This is a genomic window from Paenibacillus sp. WG02 (assembly GCF_055396115.1).
Window position 1 is genome coordinate 2590363 of record NZ_AP036016.1, and the last position, 18403, is coordinate 2608765.

Sequence of the window (18403 nt, forward strand, 5' to 3'; positions counted from 1 at the left end):
TGGGACAGCCCCTACCGACTATGTGCTTACGTATGGTACGGTTTTCGAATTTTTCTTGCGGCGGGCGCTAAGAAATACCCCTCTAAGTTAATCGGAATCCGCGTTCAGGATCTGTACGTCGAAATGCGGTACGATCGATAATTGCGGATAGTCTTTGCGCCAATTTAAAGACTTCCATAAGTTCGGATGGTACGCCTTTATTTGCATGCCAATGCCGAGAGCGTCGCAATTCGCTTTTTGCAAATCCTTGATCGTCGCTGCCGCCGTTTCCTCCAAATGAGTGGCCAATTCTTTTTCCATTCGATTTACGTAATCAGTCTTTAGCGTATGAACTTCTTCGCCAAGCGCGAAAACATTAATTTTCAAACGAACCCTGATGCCTACCTCCGGCAATCCGCTCGCTTCCGAGCGCACGGTGATCTTCGAATCCACTTTTTTGGCGGAAAACGCATAAGTTGTTCCGTCTACCTGCCCCGTATGCGGTTGTCGTCCCTCTCCGCTTTGCGATAAATTTACGGCAACCTTTTGCTTTCCTTTTCCATGCCCAGATAAGAACATAAACATTCGAACTTGCTCTTTGCTAAGCTTAATCCCGGTACTCTCGCCTTGACGGAATAATAAGGCGCCGCCCAACTCCAAACCCGAATCGATTTGCTTCACCGTCGGCAGCAATATATCTTCCAATGGGTCTTCATGGGACATAATAAAATGCATCATGGAAACGTTGGGCATAATTCCGTTTGTTTTCAAAGACGAAATAAACACATTCATGTTATGTGTAAATGTTTTGCTTTCGCTCGATTTAATTTTTAAAAGCTTAGACACGGACCCCTCGTATACGAACACAGAGGTATTGATCGACGTATAGGGGGCGTGGAGCAAAAAAGCAAGCTCTCGTACAGGATCTTTCGTAGCGAACTTTTCACTTAATAAAAAAACACCCGTGTTGATCCCAGAGAATGGACCTCGATCCATGTACACTCCTTGTTCGAACGCTTCGGCTATGGTCCTTCCTTTGAGCTCCGTTGTATCCGAAACCGGCTCCCCTCCTCCTTGCACCGTTTTCTTTATCTTTGTGACGACGAAATCAAGCAGGACGCCCCCGCTCTTCTCGTCCAGGTCAACACCGGCAATGTCCACCAGATTAAGATTGCGCAGCGGCAAGCGATCCCAGCAGCCGGTCAACAGCAACAGCGACGAAATGACGATTGCTGCTTTTTTCATCCTGAACCCGCCTTTCCCCGTATAAGTGAAGTAAGCAACAGCACGGTCGGCACAATCATAAGGAAAAACATCGAAGACATATCATGGTATTTGGTAAATCGGAAAATCCATTGCCGGTCGGAGCCCCATATCCCGATGTAGAAGATGACGGCTGCCAACATCCATACGAGAAGCGGATGGTTTCGGATTTCTTTGCTCCGGATGAAAGCCAAATAACGGGCGGACAAAAACAGATAAACATAAACGGTTACCGTAGTCACGCTGAACCAAATCGTCATGAATAGAATATCGAGGCTTTGCACGATAGGCCAATGAAATTGCCGTAGAATGAACACCATCGGCTCGAAAATGGACTTCTGTTGGCTTTCGCTGAAGCTGTACGTCACAATGAACGAAATCATGACGTAAAAAAAGGTCGTAAATCCATTGGCGACAGACATGGCGATCATGATATCCTTCTTCTTGCGGTATTTTACGAAAGGAAAAACGTACAGAAGAAGCTCATAACCCGCGTATGCCCACACGGAAGGAATAGCATCCTTCATAATCGCTCCGATCCCATGAGTACCGATCGGCAGAAAATGACGCAGGTCCCCTTTTCCCGTACCGCTTATAAACACGATCACAAAACAAATCAGAAACATGAACATAATCGTCTGTGTAATTGTGACCACCGACCGGAGCGTAGAAGAAGCGATATATGCGGCGATTGCTGTCGAAATCCCGATGATCACAAACCAAGGGGTCGTAAATAACACCCATCGGTTGATGACATCGGAGTAAGTGACAATGACCATTAGACTCGACTGGGCGAAGAACAAGGCAATTAAGACGTTCAGGACCGACCCGAGCGGCTTTCCAACGATCGCGAATATATATTGGGGCAACGACCGATCGGCATATCTTTTGCTAAGCTGATAGATGATCAGGATGACGACTTGAGCCATCCCCCCCCCGATCAATAAGGACATCCACGAATCGTAGCCCGAGTGTTTAGATTCTTCGATGGGGATTGTTAAAACATGAGCGCCGATTTGGGTCAAAATCACGAGACAAATAAGCTGTTGAAGGGATAGCTTCTCCATGCGGATCATTCGGTCTTTCCCCCCGATGCCTTTATTCTCGTCTCGTCTTGCGCCAGGCTTTCCTTTGGACGTTTTTTCAAGCTCCGGAGCGGCCCTCTGAATATCGTGTCCCTGATCGAATCCCCGCTAAAACCCGAGTAAAAAAACGGAATGCCCATCGTATGCAACCGGGCCAAATGCGTCAGCACTAAGAGTAAGTAAAGCTCAAAGCCGATCAGTCCGAAGATCGCGGACAAGACGATAGACGGGTACGGCAATAGACGGGCCGCGATACTCATTTCATAGGATGGAATGATAAAAGAAGCAACTGCCGTAAACGCTATTACGACGACCATCATCGTGGAAATCAGATTGGACTGAACGACAACGGTACCGATCACGATACCGCCGACGACGCCGATCGTCTGCCCGATCGGGCTTGAGAGACGGACAGTTGCCTCCCGCAGGATTTCGAGCGTGACCTGCATGAAAATCGCTTCGAGTATTGGAGGCATCGCGACGTACTGCATAGAGCTTTGCAGCGTCAGCGAGATTTCGAACGGGATAATGCGAGGGTCAAAGGTGACAAGTGCCACGTAAAGGCCGGGCAAGCTGATCGCAAGTATAAAGGAGAGGACCCGAAGAAACCGGAAGGTGCTGCCGAACAGCCAGTTGACTTGATAATCGTCGGGACTTTGGAAGAACGCCCAGAACGAAACCGGAACCATAAGGCAATCGGGTGAACCGTCGGTCAAAATCGCGATTTTCCCATCCATCAGGTAAGACCTTACACGGTCCGGTCTTTCGGACACGAGTATTTGCGGAAACAGCGAAAACTTTCTCTCTTGGATCAACTCTTTGAGAAAACCGGGCGCTTCGACGTAATCGATGTCGATGCTCCCGATCCTGCGCTCAAACTCCATTACGACGTCTTCGTTGGCGACGGAACGCAAGTAAAGAACGGCTACTCTCGTATCCGATCTACGACCGAGTTGATAGAACTTTACGACAAGATCGGGCGTCGCGATCAGCTTGCGCATCAAATTGAGATTGGTATCCAAGTTTTCGATCAATGCTTCGTTGGAACCGCGCAGCACGCGTTCGTTCACCGGAATGTTGACAGAGCGTTCTTTTCTCAGCTCTGTTCCAAGCAAATAGAGCTTCGCTTCGCCATCGATTTGGAGCAGCGTCTTCCCTTTAACCAGCGCTTTCAACCCAACCGATAGAATATCCGTCTCGATGTAATCCAGAATGGACACGGCTTCGCGGACGCTGGCGTCCATGTGATGAAGCAAAGGGCGAATAATATGGTCTTGCACAACGTCAAAATTGATCATTGTATCTAAATAAAAAAGTCGATAATGGCGGTCACCGATAGCGAAATCACTCGATTTGAAGTCGGAGCTTTGTGATAGCATTTCCTTCAGCGACTTCTCGTTATTATCTAGAGATGGATCAGCTTTCAATAAAGATCTCCTCTTCTCACGAAATTTTACCTTATTTTACCCTCGGACTCTTATTCCTATTCCTTCCTGATGCAGCACGCTCGCGGTGGGCCCAACTTTCCACGCCCGGTACGCGCTTAAAGCCAAAAATTTCGCCTCATTTGTGATACGGCTCAGCATATCATCTTTGAGGCGAAATTTTTTAGGGGCACCCTCAAAGGGTGCCCCTAATTTATGAAAGTTTTATTCCCCTTTGCTACTTTCTTTCGTACCAATAACCAGGAAGGTCCCTCTCCAGGCGCAGTAGAGCCTCAAGATAAAAATAATCTCCCCAAATGACAAAGTCGTCAGGTGACAGGTTGCCGCGAAAATAATAAGATCCGCGTTTTTAATCTTACATTGAATCGTTCTGCAACTTCGGTTATTAGCAACGACCCGAATGTTACAGTTACTCAACTTTCGCCAACAATTAAGCTTTCTATTAATGTAAGCGGTTCTGGCGGAAAAACATTCAATGCGAGCTTGAATCTTTCTAGCTCTTTAGCAAGCGACAATTTTGATAGCTATACAACAGGAAACGTATTAGGCAATGATCAAGGCTGGTACGTTTCAACAACCGATGCCAATGAAACTGTAACAACTGCGGAGGTTCCAAGCGTGACCGATAAAAAGTATGAAACTGTTTGATAACAGTGCGACTTACAGCGGCTCAGCATGGAAAAACTTTGCAGCTCAGTACAGTACCGTAACTGCTCAATTCAATTTCATGGAAGTGACGGCCGGCAAATATACGAGCTTTGGTTTAACATCCGGAGATGTCAATGGAACATACGGTCCATTGCTACGTACCATTGGATCAGGTTTGGTTTGGGTCGATAGTGCCGGCGTTACTCATACGATCCAATCGGAAAGCACGAATACATGGTATACAGTGAAGCTTGACGTCAATTTGCAGACTCAAACATACGACATCTATGTAAATAATGTTTTAATGGTAACTGGGGCAACATTTAATAATGCGGTTAAGAGCCTGAATGGCATTCGTTTTACCACAGGGGGTACCCCAACAGGAACCACTTACATCAACAACGTGAGTGTGACGGTTAACATTCCGGTCAGTTCCATTACAGTTTCCGGCGAGAACGGAAAAGCTTTCATCAATCAGGCAAACGGGACGCTGCAAATGACCGCTGCCATGAAGCCGGATAATGCCAGCATCAAGACGGTTAAGTGGAGCTTATACGGTGACAATGTGGCTACTGCCGATGCGGCAACCATCGATGTGGCCGGTCTTCTAACCGCTCATAAGGACGGTGTCGTGACCGTCATCGCCGAAGCGAATGACGGCTCCGGCGTTATAGGCGAGAGCAAGGTAATAATTGATACGACGCCGGCTGTGACAGCCGGCGTCGCCGTGCCGGCAGAGCCGGATGGAGCGAACGGCTGGTACGTTCATCCGGTCACCGTAAGCTTAATCGCTGCCGATAATGTGTCCGGCGTAGCCAAGACAGAGTATAGTTTGGATGGCGGGGCAACCTGGCATCCCTATACGTCGCTTGTAACATGGAGTCAAACCAGCAAGTATACCGTGAGCTACCGTTCGACGGATAACGTAGAAACGTCGAAGACGATCAACTTCAATCTGGACCAGGCGGCCCCGACCATCACCGTCACCGGACTCGTGTACGGTACGTTTAGCGATGCCGATGGTATTACCCCTATCATTGCACTAAACGACGACCTGTCCGGGATTGACAACAGTCAAACGACAGTGACGTTGGATACGAACAGGATTCAGTTAGGGGCAACCATTGATCTCTTCACGCTGCCGCTTGGTTCGCATACGTTGACCGTCACCGCGAGCGATCTGGCGGGTAACGCAGGCAGCCAAACCGTAGTATTTCAGACTACGACAAGCGTCGATTCCTTGAAGACATTAGTAACACGTTTTGCGAAGGATGGATGGATCGATAATGAGGGGATCTCGAAGAGCTTGCATAGTAAATTGAATGCAAACAATTTGGCTGCTTTTGTGAGTGAAGTGAAGGCGCAGAATGGCAAGCATATTTCAAGCCAAGCCGCTAACTATTTGCTGCGCGATGCGCAATATTTATTATCCCAATAATCAATTAGAATACTTCACAGAATTATGAACGCGATCAGGAGCCATTGCTCTTGCTTGCGTTCTTTTTTCTATTTCCCCCATAATGCTAAGCAACCAACCAATGCACCTGCAATAATTGTGACTATCTTGCGACAAAAGGCATTGGTTACACTATGAATATTTGGGCATCGTTACATCATAACGCTCTTGAACGCACTACCCAAAAAATGAGGGGGAAATAATAGAATATATCATTCTTTTAAAGCTAGAATCCTATTACAATCGTTTTGAAAACGCTTTTATATACTCCGTTTATTTTTCGAAATCTTTAGCGAAGGAAGTGGTTAATGATCTAAGTGAGATGCAGATACATCTAAAAAGATTGTCTGTGAAGTAGTTATTTATGTAACATGATTACAACATTGAAGGGGATGATGAAACTGGCTAAGAAACTGAAACTTTTTAAACTATCGATGATGTTTTTTTCTTTGGTGTTCGTTCAAGTGTTTGGAAGTTTCAACGGAAATTTATCGAAATACACAACGAATGTTGCCCATGCCGCATCGCAAACCATCGAGTCTTCTGTGTTGAGAGTTGCTGTCGATGATACATTTCCAAGCGTGCTGCAATATCAATGGTTAGCTAATCATGCTGTCATGTATGGCCAAGAGGATGCTTTAACTCAAGTCTTGATCAATGGAACGAGTTACACGCCAACCGTAACGTTTAGTAAAACGGATTCCAAGGCATCTTACGCATTAACGATTCCGTCAATTAACGTTACGATTAACATCGATCTTGAAGTCGTTGGGAATGCTTTACATTTTAATGTTATAGGAATCGCAGAGAATGGTACTACCAAAGTCAGCACGTTTGAAATCCCCAATCATAATCTGCTTTCTGTAAGAAGTACGCAAACAGGAGCCACATTTTCCGGCTCTCGGATGTATACGGCTGTAACCGGAACTGGAGATACGTACCAGGATGTAACAGGTTCGCCTACGCCCGACAGTTCACCTAAAAACTATTTGTATACCATACTGAATACGAATCAGCTTGCGGGAGCCATCTGGACGAATGCGATTCAGGATTATTCGACAGATAACGATAATGACAGGCTTCGCAAACAAACGGTAAATAAGACCAGCTATTACCGTACCGGCGTCTGGAGTGCGCCTTGGACATATCGACCTGCTGGCATGAGCACAAGCGAGCCGCTGCCTAGTGAAAAGGTTGTCATTACAGGCGATGCCAATGGGGATAGTACCGTTGACTGGCAAGACGGGGCCGTTGCATATCGCAGCATTATGAATAATCCGGTTGGCAGCGATAAGATCCCCGATCTGGTCGTTCAACGTATTCCGTTTAATTTTGCAAGCCAGGCTACGAACCCTTTCTTGAAAACATTGGATGAAACGAAGAGAATCTACCAAGAAACGGATGGGTTACAACAATTTATTTTGCTCAAAGGTTATCAACAAGAAGGCCATGACTCCGCACATGCCGATTACGGCAACAACATCGGGATCCGTCAAGGCGGAGCTGCGGATATGAATACGCTTGTTAATGTGGGCCGTAATTATGGTGGGTATTTTGGCGTTCATATTAGTGCTACAGGCGCTAATCCGCAAGCCAAACATTTTACCGACACATTAGTAGACCCGAATAAGTCGGGAAGGGATTGGGTCGATCTATCGTTTGACTATAACAAAGAGCAAATGCGTAGCGAGGCTGCAACCGGAGCCAGAGTAAGCCGCCTTCAGGAATTGAAGGACAGCGTGCCGAATCTCGACTTCATTTATAACGATGCTTGGTTTGAACAAGGCTGGAATGGCAGAAGACTTGCGCAAGAACAGAATGCTTTGGGATGGGCAGCTACGACAGAATTCCCCAATGTGATGGAAAATGATTCGGTTTGGTACCACTGGGCCGTTGACTACAACTATGGGGAACAAAGTATAAAAGGATTTAATAGTCAGATTGCCCGGTTTATCCATAATCATCAAAAAGATACTTGGATCGCGCGCAACCCTCTGCTTGGCGGAGCAGAGCTCGAGGAATTCGAAGGCTGGCAAGGCAAAATTAATTTCGATGACATGATCAATATGACTTTTTCGACGAATTTACCTACGAAATATATGCAGCATTTTCCAATTCTAAAATGGACGGCAAACACAATTAATTTCACCAACAATGTAAGCGTTAGCAATGCTAGTGGTAAAAGAGTCATCACGAAGGATGGCATTACTGTCCTAGATGGTGGTGCATACTTACTTCCTTGGAGTCCGATAACGGAAGATAAACTTTATCACTGGAATGCAACCAGCGGTACAACGACATGGACGCTTCCATTAAGTTGGTCGGGACTCAGTACAGTAAAGCTTTACAAGTTGACGGATCAGGGCAAACAGTTAGTTCAAGATGTTGCAGTTACGAACAACCAAGTTACCCTTAACGCTCTTGCGAAAACACCATACGTGATCTATAAGGGAAGTGCTCCTGCAACGACGGATGTGAATTGGGGAGAAGGTACTTCTATCAAAGATCCGGGCTTTAATAGCGGTGGACTTACATCATGGTCAGTAACTGGAGATGCGGCTACAGCATCTGTTAAGCGTAACGCTCGCGGGCAATATGAACTGAAAATCGCAAGCGGTAATGCTGTGAGCATCAGCCAACAACTTACAGGGCTTTCACAGGGAACGTATTCGGCGTACGTTTATGTGCAAGTGGATGGCAAACGCCGCGCCCAAATTGGGGTTAAGGATTACGGTGGGCCTGAAGTGACGAATTATACGGAAAGTTCTTTTGCAAGCAATCGAATAGCTGGGGATTCCAAAAATGATACGAATATGCAGAGGATGCGCGTGTTGTTTGACGTTCCAGCAGGGCAAACGACTGCAACGCTTTACCTACAAGGAGATCCAGGCACTGTGGGCATTACCTTTGATGATCTTCATCTGATGAAAGTACAACGAGCAGCTAATCCGACTGGCGCCTATTTCGCAGAAGATTTTGAACACGTAGATGCAGGTTTGTATCCGTTTGTAAAAGCAGATGCGGGCGGTACGAACGATCCGAGATCTTCTCTGGCCAACTTGCACGCGCCTTACACGCAAAAGGGCTGGAATGGCAACCCAATTGACCACATCATCAGTGGAGAATGGTCGCTGATGTCACATAAGGAGAATACGGGGCTACTATACAGAACATTGCCACAAACGATTCGATTTGCACCAGGCACAAACTATACGATTACGTTCCAGTATGAGAATCAACAAGCTGGTGATTACACTTTTGTAGTGGGGGATGGAAATTCGGAAATATCCAGCACACCTTTTGGTACCGTGACATCGCCACAAACATTTACAAAAGTGATTGCTGCAAGTTCAACAGGAAATACATGGGTAGGAGTCAGGAAGCTGACCAACAATAGCACTGATTTTGTCATGGATGATTTTACGGTGAAAGTAGGCGGAGTACTTCCTCCAACGCCTCCAAGCAATGTTGTGCCGCAATCGCAAATGACGGCGACGGCGACCAGTCAGGAAACGACGAATGCCAATAATCCGGCTTCTAATGTTTTGGATGGCAATCCGGCAACAATATGGCATACGAAATGGGATTTATCCAATCCGCTTCCGCAATCGATCACTTTGAACCTTGGCGGTACCTACAATGTAACGAATCTGAAGTATTTACCAAGGCAGGACGGAAACGTGAATGGCCGGGTTACAGCTTATAATATTTATGTAAGTAACGATGGCACCAATTTTACAAAAGTAGCAACCGGTAGCTGGGCAAACGATGCGTCCGAGAAAAACGCGACTTTCGCGCCTACAATAGCTTCCTATATCAAATTTGAGGCAACAGCGGGTAATGGCGGTTATGCATCCGCAGCGGAATTGAATGTGATTTTCGAAGTGCCGGTTCTCATCCCGCAATCGCAAATGACTGCAACGGCGACAAGTCAAGAAACGGTTTATTCAAACGATCAAGCAGCAAACGCGATTGATGGAAATTCTTCAACAATATGGCATACCAAATGGGATTTGAGTACACCATTACCACAGTCGTTTACGCTAAATTTGGGTGGAAGTTATCCAATCAGCGAACTGCAATATTTACCAAGACAAGACGGCAACGTGAATGGCCGGATTACTGCCTATAATATTTATACAAGTACAGATGGCGTGAATTTCACGAAAGTAACAAGTGGAAGTTGGGCAAATACTTCAGTCGCTAAGAAAGCAGTGTTCACGCCGACAGTTGCATCTTATGTGAAGTTGGAGGCTACTGCCGGTACTGGCGGCTGGGCTTCCGCAGCAGAAATTAATGTTTATCGAAGCGGAACCGCTACTCTACCAGTCAGTTCCATTGCCGTTTCCGGCGAGAATGGAAATGCTTTCATCAATCAGGTGAACGGAACATTGCAAATGACTGCAACCGTAAAACCGGATAATGCAAGTGTTAAGACGGTAAAATGGAGCGTTACGGGTGACAATGGGGCGACTACAGATGCAGCAACCATCAATGAGTCTGGTCTACTAACCGCTCTTAAAGACGGTGCTGTAACCGTCGTTGCCAAAGCGAATGACGGCTCCGATGTTGTTGGCGAGACCAAGGTAACGATCGACTCTACGGCGCCTGTGACGACCGCAGTCGTTGAGCCGACTCAGCCGGATGGAGCGAATGGCTGGTATGTACATCCTGTAACGTTAAGCCTAACCGCTTCTGACAACATGTCCGGCGTAGCCAAGACGGAGTACAGTCTGGATGGCGGTGCAACCTGGCAACCCTATGCGTCGCTTGTAACAATGAGTCAAAACAGCAAGTATACCGTGAGCTACCGTTCGACGGATAACGCTGGCAACGTAGAAACACCGAAAACGATCAACTTCAATCTGGACCAGGCGGCTCCGACCATCACTGTCACCGGATTCGTGTACGGTACGTTTAGTGATGCGAGTGGTATTACCCCCGTCATTGCACTAATCGACGACCTGTCCGGGATTGACAACAGTCAAACGACAGTGACGTTGGATACGGACAGGATTCAGTCAGGGGCAACCATTGATCTCTTCACGCTGCCGCTTGGTTCGCATACGTTGATCTTCACCGCGAGCGATCTGGCGGGTAACGCAGGCAGCCAAACCGTAGTATTTCAGACTACGACAAGCGTCGATTCCTTGAAGACATTAGTAACGCGCTTTGCAAATGATGGCTGGATCGATAACGCGGGGATTGCGAATAGCTTGCATAGTAAATTGAATGCAAACAATTTGGCTGCTTTTGTGAATGAAGTGAAGGCGCAGAACGGCAAGCATATTTCAAGCCAAGCCGCAAACTATTTGCTGCGTGATGCGCAATATTTGTTATCCCAATAATTATTTTGAATACTTCATAGATTCACCGGCAATTTATTGTATTGTAAACAGTCCCCTAATCAAGTACGCTTTATTTTAGCTGCTTGATAAGGGGATTTGTTTGTAGATAAGAAAGTATATGTTTTATACTTTTGCTTCTAAAGCAGAGAATATAGAACGGGACGAGGTTAATGAATATGAGCATTTTAAGAAGGCCGTGGAAAATCTCAACACTACTCTATCTCCTTCTTTTTGTCATGGTTGTAGTACCCGTGACATCGCTAGCCATCTTAATTCTACAAGTCTATAAGCACGACTTATTAGCTCAAACAACGGATCGAACCATGCAAACTTTACATTCTATCACCTACACCGCCGAACAGGAAACGAAGAAAGTGATGTATATAACTGCCAATCTTGGCGTAGATCAAGAAATTTTGAACAATGCCACGCAGCTGTCGGAAGCCGATAGTGACAATAAGCATATCTATACGGATTATTTAAATAATGCACTGACTCGATATAATGCTTCGATAAATAACTATATACTTTCGGTTAGTTTCTTTTTTAAAAAAGGAGGGGTCTTCTCCTATAGTCGAAACTTGATAGAAAATGAAAGTGTAACCCGTCAATCGGGGTGGTATTTAAATACGCTTTCGGATCCCATTCAAGTTCAATTTATTGGCTTGCAAAAAAATGTATTGTTCGATATTGGAAATCCACATGTCATCACCGCAGCTGTTTCCCCCCAATTACTTCCGGGCTTGCAAACGGTTGAACTGATTTATTGCGCATTCAATCGGAGCTCCTTTGAGAACATTTTACGAGGAGATCTTCATAATACCGCAGATTTTTTAATTGTAGATAAAAATAGACAAATCATTGCTTCAAGCTATGGATTATCGAATATAGAGGTCGTGGATCAGATTCTGTTTGAGAATGTGTCCAAAGAACAAGAAGGTAACTTTATTTCGAATTTGGACGATAAGAAGATGCTGGTCACTTATGCAACCGTTCCTAATACCGGATGGAAAGTTATTCATCAAATTCCTTACAGTCAGCTGACACAAACCTACGATAAAATATTCGGAGTAGTTATCATTTCCACAATTGTCGGTACCATAGTGTTTTTGATGATCTCGTTTCTTATCGTACGTAGTCTAACTAAGCCGATCCATGTACTAGTTAGAAAGATGACGAGAGTTGTGGGGGGGAACTTAAATGCTAAGATTGTCGCTTCGGGCAGCGCTGAAATGGTAACGCTTGGAAACACATTTAATTATATGTTAGATCATATTCATCAATTAATTTTGCGAAATAAGGAGGAAGAAAGAGCGAAGCGGAAAGCAGAGTTTGACTCCCTGCAATCACAGATTAATCCTCATTTTCTAATTAACACGCTAAATGTAATCAAGCTAATGGCGCTTGTTAGCAAGGTAGACAATATACGTAATATGACCATGGCGTTAATGAAGCTGGTTTCCTCTTCTTTTAATCGGGGCAGTACACTTAATAACCTCTCGGAGGAAATTGAGCATCTAAAGTACTATCTTTACATTATGGAAAACAGGTTTGGAAAGAAAATAAGTGTGGAATGGCATGTTGCGGAGGAAACGCAATCTCTCTATATTCTGAAGCTGTTGCTGCAACCTATCGTGGAAAACTGTATCGTGCATGGTTTGGATGAAAAGGATATAGATGGACAAATCTGGGTGAATGCTCGGATTGTCGAAGGGAGTTTACAAATAGAAATCGCAGACAATGGAATAGGCATGGCGGATGAACAACTGCATCCATTCATAAATCAGAATCATGAGAACAAGTTCAGCGGAATGGGGATTTCCAATGTAAATCGTCGTATACAATTGCAATATGGTGAGTACTTTGGTTTAACTATACAACCGAATGAGCCGACTGGTACTAAAATCGTGATTCGTGTTCCACTCCTGACAACGAATACGCAGGATAATGAACAACAGATTCAAGATATCGGGTAGTGCACAAAATATCATGTTTTTGCCAGATTCGATCATTTGTTTACGCTTTCAATAATTGTATGATCATAACAGGCTACAAACAACCTAGCTATTATCTAATATGAAGGGGTGCTTCAAATGAGTAAGAAAAAATGGGTGAGTTCTTTAGGTGTTATGACGTTAGTCATGGCAAGCGTACTGTCAGGCTGCGGAACAAAAACAGCATCAACAACACCAGCACCATCAACAGCTCCAGCAACAACGCAAAAGACAGATCCGGTTTCATTGAAATTTGCCATGTGGGAAGCGCAAGCGGATATCGATTTTTGGACAGAGAAAGTAAAAGAGTATACGAAGCTGAAACCCAATGTAAAAGTTGAAGTTCTTAAAGTACCGGATAATAAAGGGCAATATTTAAAGGTTAATCTTGCGGCAAAGGATTTGCCGGATGTGTTCTATATGAAACCGGCCGCTTTACAAGTCTATAAACAATCCTTACTGCCACTGGATGATATGCAAGTTGCTAAAGATAATAAATTCACAACGAAAATTGACGGCAAAACGCTAGGTCTTCCTTTGGTATCTTTCTATGAAGTAATCTACTACCACCCAAGTATTTTTAAAGAGCTAGGTTTAGAAATTCCTAAAACAATGCCGGAATTTATTTCTTTAATGGAGAAAGTAAAAGCAAATGGAAAATACATCCCTCTTTCTCTAGGTATGAAAGATAGCTGGACATCTTATCCGTTCATGGAATTCGGACCGCACGTATTATCCGGGGATGAGAGCTTTTTGACGAATCTTCCGAAAAACGAAGCTCCATTTACGGCAAACTCATCCTTTGACAAGGCAGCCAAGTTCCTGCAGGATGTTGCCACGAAAAAACTTGCAGGTCCAGATCCGTTGTCCGTATCTTTCGATCAGCAAACACAAGCATTCGAAGCCAAGAAAGCTGCAATGACTGCGCTAGGTCAATGGTATTATCCAGATTATATGGGTCGAGTGAAATCAGATGAAGATCTTGGTGCATTTGTAATGCCTTGGAGAAGCAGTGCAAGCGAGCCATTAACATCCATGACGATGTCCGATATGCATGTTGGTGTTAATAAAAACTCGAAAAACGTTGAAGAAGCAAAAGCATTATTACAATGGATATTTAGCAAGGAGGTTTATGGGGCTTATATAAGCAATAGTAAACAAATGTCTACAATGAATACCGTAGTAAGTGAAAATCCTTTCTTTGCAAAAGAAGCACAGAAGACGCCATTCAAGCCGTTTGTATATGATGCAACCGATGAGATGTATAACAAAGTTAAGGCTGCCGCTCAATACGATCCTTCAATGATCGCTCAAGACATATTTGCAGGGAAGACAATGGATAAGATTGAAGCTGATTTGAATAATAAGTGGAAAAAAGCAATTGATTCAAGCAAATAATAAGTCATAATAATAAGAGAGGGTGCTACTTTGCAGTTTGGGAATAGCACCTTCTTCTTGCCATCAGGAGTGAGAGAGATGAATTACAATCTGCAAAAAATGGTAACCATTGTTACACTATTGTTCGTGCCAATTTCGCTGCTCTTATTATTTCTTGTATACCCAACGATCGAATTGGTTCGTTACAGCTTTACGAATTGGGATGGATACAGTCCAAGCCTTAAATATATCGGTTTTGATAATTATAAAAGGGTTTTGTTTGACTTTCCAGAAGCGTGGCACGCACTAAAAAATAACAGTCTTTATTTTATTATTCATGGATGCATGATTCCCGTTGAGCTCATGGCGGCCGTACTGCTAAATCGTACGCTAAGAGGAAGTTCGTTTTTCCGTTTTACAGTACTGATGCCCTATATCATTAACGGCATTGCAGTTGCTTATATGTTTACTTATATTTACAATCCAGTGAATGGACCTTTAGATGCATTTCTGAGATCTATAGGCCTAGGATCATTCATTACAGGATGGATCAGCAATATTCATGTCGTCAATTATTCACTCGTTGCCGTATCGATCTGGCGTTTTTCAGGTGTACATATTATACTTTTTATGGCTGGACTTCAATCTATTCCTAATGATTTATACGAATCTGCGAGATTAGACGGGGCCAACTTTTGGCAGCAACAGCGGTACATTACGTTGCCTGGTATACGCCGTGTCATTGAAATTATTTTATTTCTTAATGTCTCGGGAGCGCTTCTTCAGTATGATATACCGTTAGTGATTACAGGCGGCGGACCGGGAATTGAAAGCAGCACGTTTGGTCTGTTCGCATTAAGCACGGCTTTTAAAAACAACAGTTATGGACTTGCTTCTGCAATGGCCATCATACTCTTGCTTATGGTTATTATACTTTCCAGACTACAGCAATGGTTGGTTAAAGATAGGAGTGGGGAATAGATGGTACGTATTCTGAGCCGAACGATGTATTACATCTTATTTATAGGCATGGCTATAATTGTGTTTGTACCTATTTTGCTCATTTTTTTTGGATCGTTTAAAAACAATATGGAGCTTGGTGCAACATCTCCGTTTTCTTTGCCATCTAATTTTTTGAATCTAGAGAATTACAAAGTTGCTATTAACAAGGGCCATTTGCTGCGAGGCTTGCAAAATTCATTTCTTCTTGTAGGCATAAGCATCATTGGCAACGCATTGCTTGGAACCATGACAGCTTACGTGTTAAACCGCTTTCAATTTACTGGAAAGAAGATCATTGTTGCTTTATTTTTGTTTGCCATGATTATCCCTACCTATACGACTGAGATTGCACGATTTCAACTGATTCACAAGATTGGTATCTATGATACGATATGGGCTCCTATTATTATTTATGTAGGCACTGACATCTTACAAATATACATTTACATGCAGTTTTTGGAGAAGATTTCGGAACAGCTCGATGAAAGTGCAATGCTAGACGGCGCTTCCTATTTCCGAATATACTTTTCCATTATTTTTCCATTATTGCTCCCTGCGACAGCTACACTTGGCATTCTTAAGGGAGTAACCATTATGAACGATATTTTCGTCCAACAGCTCTATATGCCATCTCAAAAGCTATTAACCATTGCAACATCGTTAACAAGTTATGTTGGCGATCATAGTTCAGACCTGGCATCATTATGTGCGGCTATCATGGTTGCGTTATTGCCTAGCGCGCTGATCTATCTCATTTTCCACAAGTTGATATTTAGAGGAATGATGGATGGTGCGATTAAAGGGTAAATAGCATAGAGTTAACTCTTTCTCGGGAGATGATGGATTGCTTGTATAAAGTCATGATTGTAGATGATGAACCTCTTGTTAGACTAGCCATGCACCAAATTATTTCATGGAAAGAAATCGATATGGAGATTGTATCTGAAGCCAGTGATGGAGCAGAAGCTTTGGCTATTTTGCAGCAGCGTAATGATATTGATATTTTGCTGGTTGATATTCAGATGCCCAAAATGAACGGTATTGAACTGCTGGGTTCTATTCAATCCATTGACACAATGAAAAAGCCAATTCCAATCATACTCAGTGCATATAGTGACTATAGTTATGTTCGTGAAGCCTTTTTACTTGGAGCCGTTGATTATATTGTAAAGGTAGATATGGACGAGGAGCACATCTTGCCTGTCTTACAAAAAGTCGATCAGCAGCTAAAACGGCAAGGTAGCTTGAAAGATTCTCAAGCGATCCATCAACTTGAAGAAGAAAAAGAATATCGAGACAAAGTGATATATGAACTTCTCACCTTAGATATCCAATCTAATGTAATGGCGTATTCCCGTTTAGTTTCTGAGGTGTGCGATTGGTTAGGCGAGATTAATCAAGTGGTCGTTGCCGTATCTATTTTAAGCTCATCGGAAATGATTTCGAAGAAGGTTATTAAACAGACGATTAAAACAGAACTGGAATTGAAGTTATTGAGAAATATGGTTTATTGTGAGGATGCGAACACCTATTTATTGCTAATTACTGTGCCTCAACTTAGAAGTGAAACAGCGATTCGTGAACTTATTCACACTACGCTGACTATGATCCAAACTAGACTTGAGCAGTATGTGAATGTCCGTGTAGCGATGGGAATTAGCCATGCAGTCGATGGGAGGAAGCACTGGCATAGGTTAATGAATCAAGCGAAAAAACTGGTTTCGATGTGCTTTTTTGATGGGTATGACAAGTTCTTTTATCCAGAGCACGAAACCAAATCATGCACGGATACTAGCGATAATCTACGAATTGCGCTAAAAGCCAAAGGCATTGAAATTGTTCGCTTGCTTAAGCAGGAGAATAAACCGCTTTGGGAGTCTGAATTTGATAGATATACGAATCTATTGAAAGAAAAAGGTAGATATGAAGTTCATGAAATAAGGTTGATATTAACTGATTTCCTGTGGGAGCTTAGCTCATTGCTTTATACGCAAGAAGTTCGATGGGGAGAGGTATTTGACCATAGTGATCCCTTTGAACAGATGAAAAACATTCAAACACTTGACGATACATTACAATGGCTCAAACAGATCTGTAAAGAAATTTACCAATTTATCCATGAGCAGTACGAAAAAGAAAGTGCACCCTACAGTGTGGTTCAGAAAGCTAAAGATTTTATTCATCAGCATTATTGTGAGGAATTAAGTCTAGGTATGGTTAGTGAATGGGTAGGGGTCACTGAAAATTATTTGAGCAAGCTATTTATGAAGAATGTCGGCGAGAGTTTCATTCAATATGTAACGAATCTGCGTATCGAAGATTCTAAACGTTTGTTAAAGAAGGGTTTTAAAATTATTGATGTATCTGAAAAGGTTGGTTATACTAATTCGGAGCATTTTAGCCGTGTATTCAAGAAGGCAACGGGGGTAAGTCCGAAGATGTATAAGGAAAATCTAGGTTTTGGAGCAACGATTAAAATGGATTGAACGACCCCTCGATCCCACCGCTTCGGAAAGGATAGAAGTATGGAAGTTCCATACTTCTGTCCTTTTTTTGTATTCGGAAATGGAATGACCGTAGTCGCATTTCTGTTTGATTTCTCCGGCTGTATGCAATAATTGCGACAATAGCCCGCAATAGTTCAATTCAACACAAGGAAGAAGCCGTGCAACAATTGCACCTTGTAGGCGACAGTTTATTAATAGTAAATTACGAATGGTAAGTTAATTTGCGCAAGCATCAAGAGGTGGTGATAGATGAGAATTTTAACGAAGCAGTGAGAGGTTTGAAAGCGCTTTAAAGATAT

Annotated in this window: 11 protein-coding genes and 1 pseudogene; 8 read left to right on the forward strand and 4 right to left on the reverse strand. The window is 43.5% G+C overall.

Features of this window, described 5'->3' with window-relative positions; all coding sequences use genetic code 11:
• Positions 1 to 87: 87 nt before the first annotated feature.
• The 4 genes and pseudogenes from ACBP55_RS11565 to ACBP55_RS11580 form a co-directional block, all read right to left on the reverse strand.
• Positions 88 to 1224 (reverse strand): Ger(x)C family spore germination C-terminal domain-containing protein, encoded by a 1137-nt coding sequence (locus ACBP55_RS11565; protein WP_464651659.1) that lies wholly within the window; start codon positions 1222 to 1224, stop codon positions 88 to 90.
• Positions 1221 to 2318 carry a GerAB/ArcD/ProY family transporter gene (locus tag ACBP55_RS11570; RefSeq protein WP_464651660.1) on the reverse strand — a complete coding sequence of 366 codons (1098 nt, stop codon included), beginning with the start codon at positions 2316 to 2318 and terminating at the stop codon, positions 1221 to 1223. Before ACBP55_RS11570 ends, ACBP55_RS11565 begins: the two co-directional genes overlap by 4 nt.
• Entirely contained in the window at positions 2315 to 3754 is a 1440-nt protein-coding gene (locus ACBP55_RS11575) for a spore germination protein (protein WP_464651661.1), read from the reverse strand. The genes ACBP55_RS11570 and ACBP55_RS11575 overlap by 4 nt, the downstream gene beginning before the upstream one ends.
• 235 nt (positions 3755 to 3989) lie before the next feature.
• Positions 3990 to 4121, reverse strand: a pseudogene (locus tag ACBP55_RS11580) (glycoside hydrolase family 88 protein); the annotation flags it as partial.
• On the opposite strand from ACBP55_RS11580, the gene ACBP55_RS11585 reads away from it, so the two are divergent.
• The 8 genes from ACBP55_RS11585 (at position 4085) to ACBP55_RS11620 (ending at position 18083) form a co-directional block, all read left to right on the forward strand.
• Positions 4085 to 4420 carry a hypothetical protein gene (locus ACBP55_RS11585; RefSeq protein WP_464651663.1) on the forward strand — a complete coding sequence of 112 codons (336 nt, stop codon included), beginning with the start codon at positions 4085 to 4087 and terminating at the stop codon, positions 4418 to 4420. The pseudogene ACBP55_RS11580 and the gene ACBP55_RS11585 sit on opposite strands and share 37 nt — an antisense overlap.
• Positions 4407 to 5858 (forward strand): Ig-like domain-containing protein, encoded by a 1452-nt coding sequence (locus ACBP55_RS11590; RefSeq protein WP_464651664.1) that lies wholly within the window; start codon positions 4407 to 4409, stop codon positions 5856 to 5858. Before ACBP55_RS11585 ends, ACBP55_RS11590 begins: the two co-directional genes overlap by 14 nt.
• A gap of 389 nt (positions 5859 to 6247) precedes the next feature.
• Positions 6248 to 11224 (forward strand): endo-alpha-N-acetylgalactosaminidase family protein, encoded by a 4977-nt coding sequence (locus tag ACBP55_RS11595; RefSeq protein ID WP_464651665.1) that lies wholly within the window; start codon positions 6248 to 6250, stop codon positions 11222 to 11224.
• A gap of 176 nt (positions 11225 to 11400) precedes the next feature.
• Positions 11401 to 13200, forward strand: coding sequence for a sensor histidine kinase (locus tag ACBP55_RS11600; protein ID WP_464651666.1), 1800 nt, complete (start codon positions 11401 to 11403; stop codon positions 13198 to 13200).
• Positions 13201 to 13317: 117 nt separating this feature from the next.
• Positions 13318 to 14616, forward strand: a complete 1299-nt coding sequence (locus tag ACBP55_RS11605) for an ABC transporter substrate-binding protein (RefSeq protein WP_464651667.1) — start codon at positions 13318 to 13320, stop codon at positions 14614 to 14616.
• Between the two features lie 78 nt (positions 14617 to 14694).
• The gene (locus ACBP55_RS11610) at positions 14695 to 15576 is read left to right on the forward strand and encodes a carbohydrate ABC transporter permease (RefSeq protein WP_464651669.1); all 882 of its coding nucleotides are present in this window, start codon (positions 14695 to 14697) and stop codon (positions 15574 to 15576) included.
• Positions 15577 to 16404: a carbohydrate ABC transporter permease gene (locus tag ACBP55_RS11615; protein ID WP_464651671.1), complete on the forward strand. Its 828-nt coding sequence runs from the start codon at positions 15577 to 15579 to the stop codon at positions 16402 to 16404.
• A gap of 41 nt (positions 16405 to 16445) precedes the next feature.
• Positions 16446 to 18083 (forward strand): response regulator, encoded by a 1638-nt coding sequence (locus ACBP55_RS11620; protein WP_464651673.1) that lies wholly within the window; start codon positions 16446 to 16448, stop codon positions 18081 to 18083.
• The last annotated feature ends 320 nt before the right edge of the window (positions 18084 to 18403 follow it).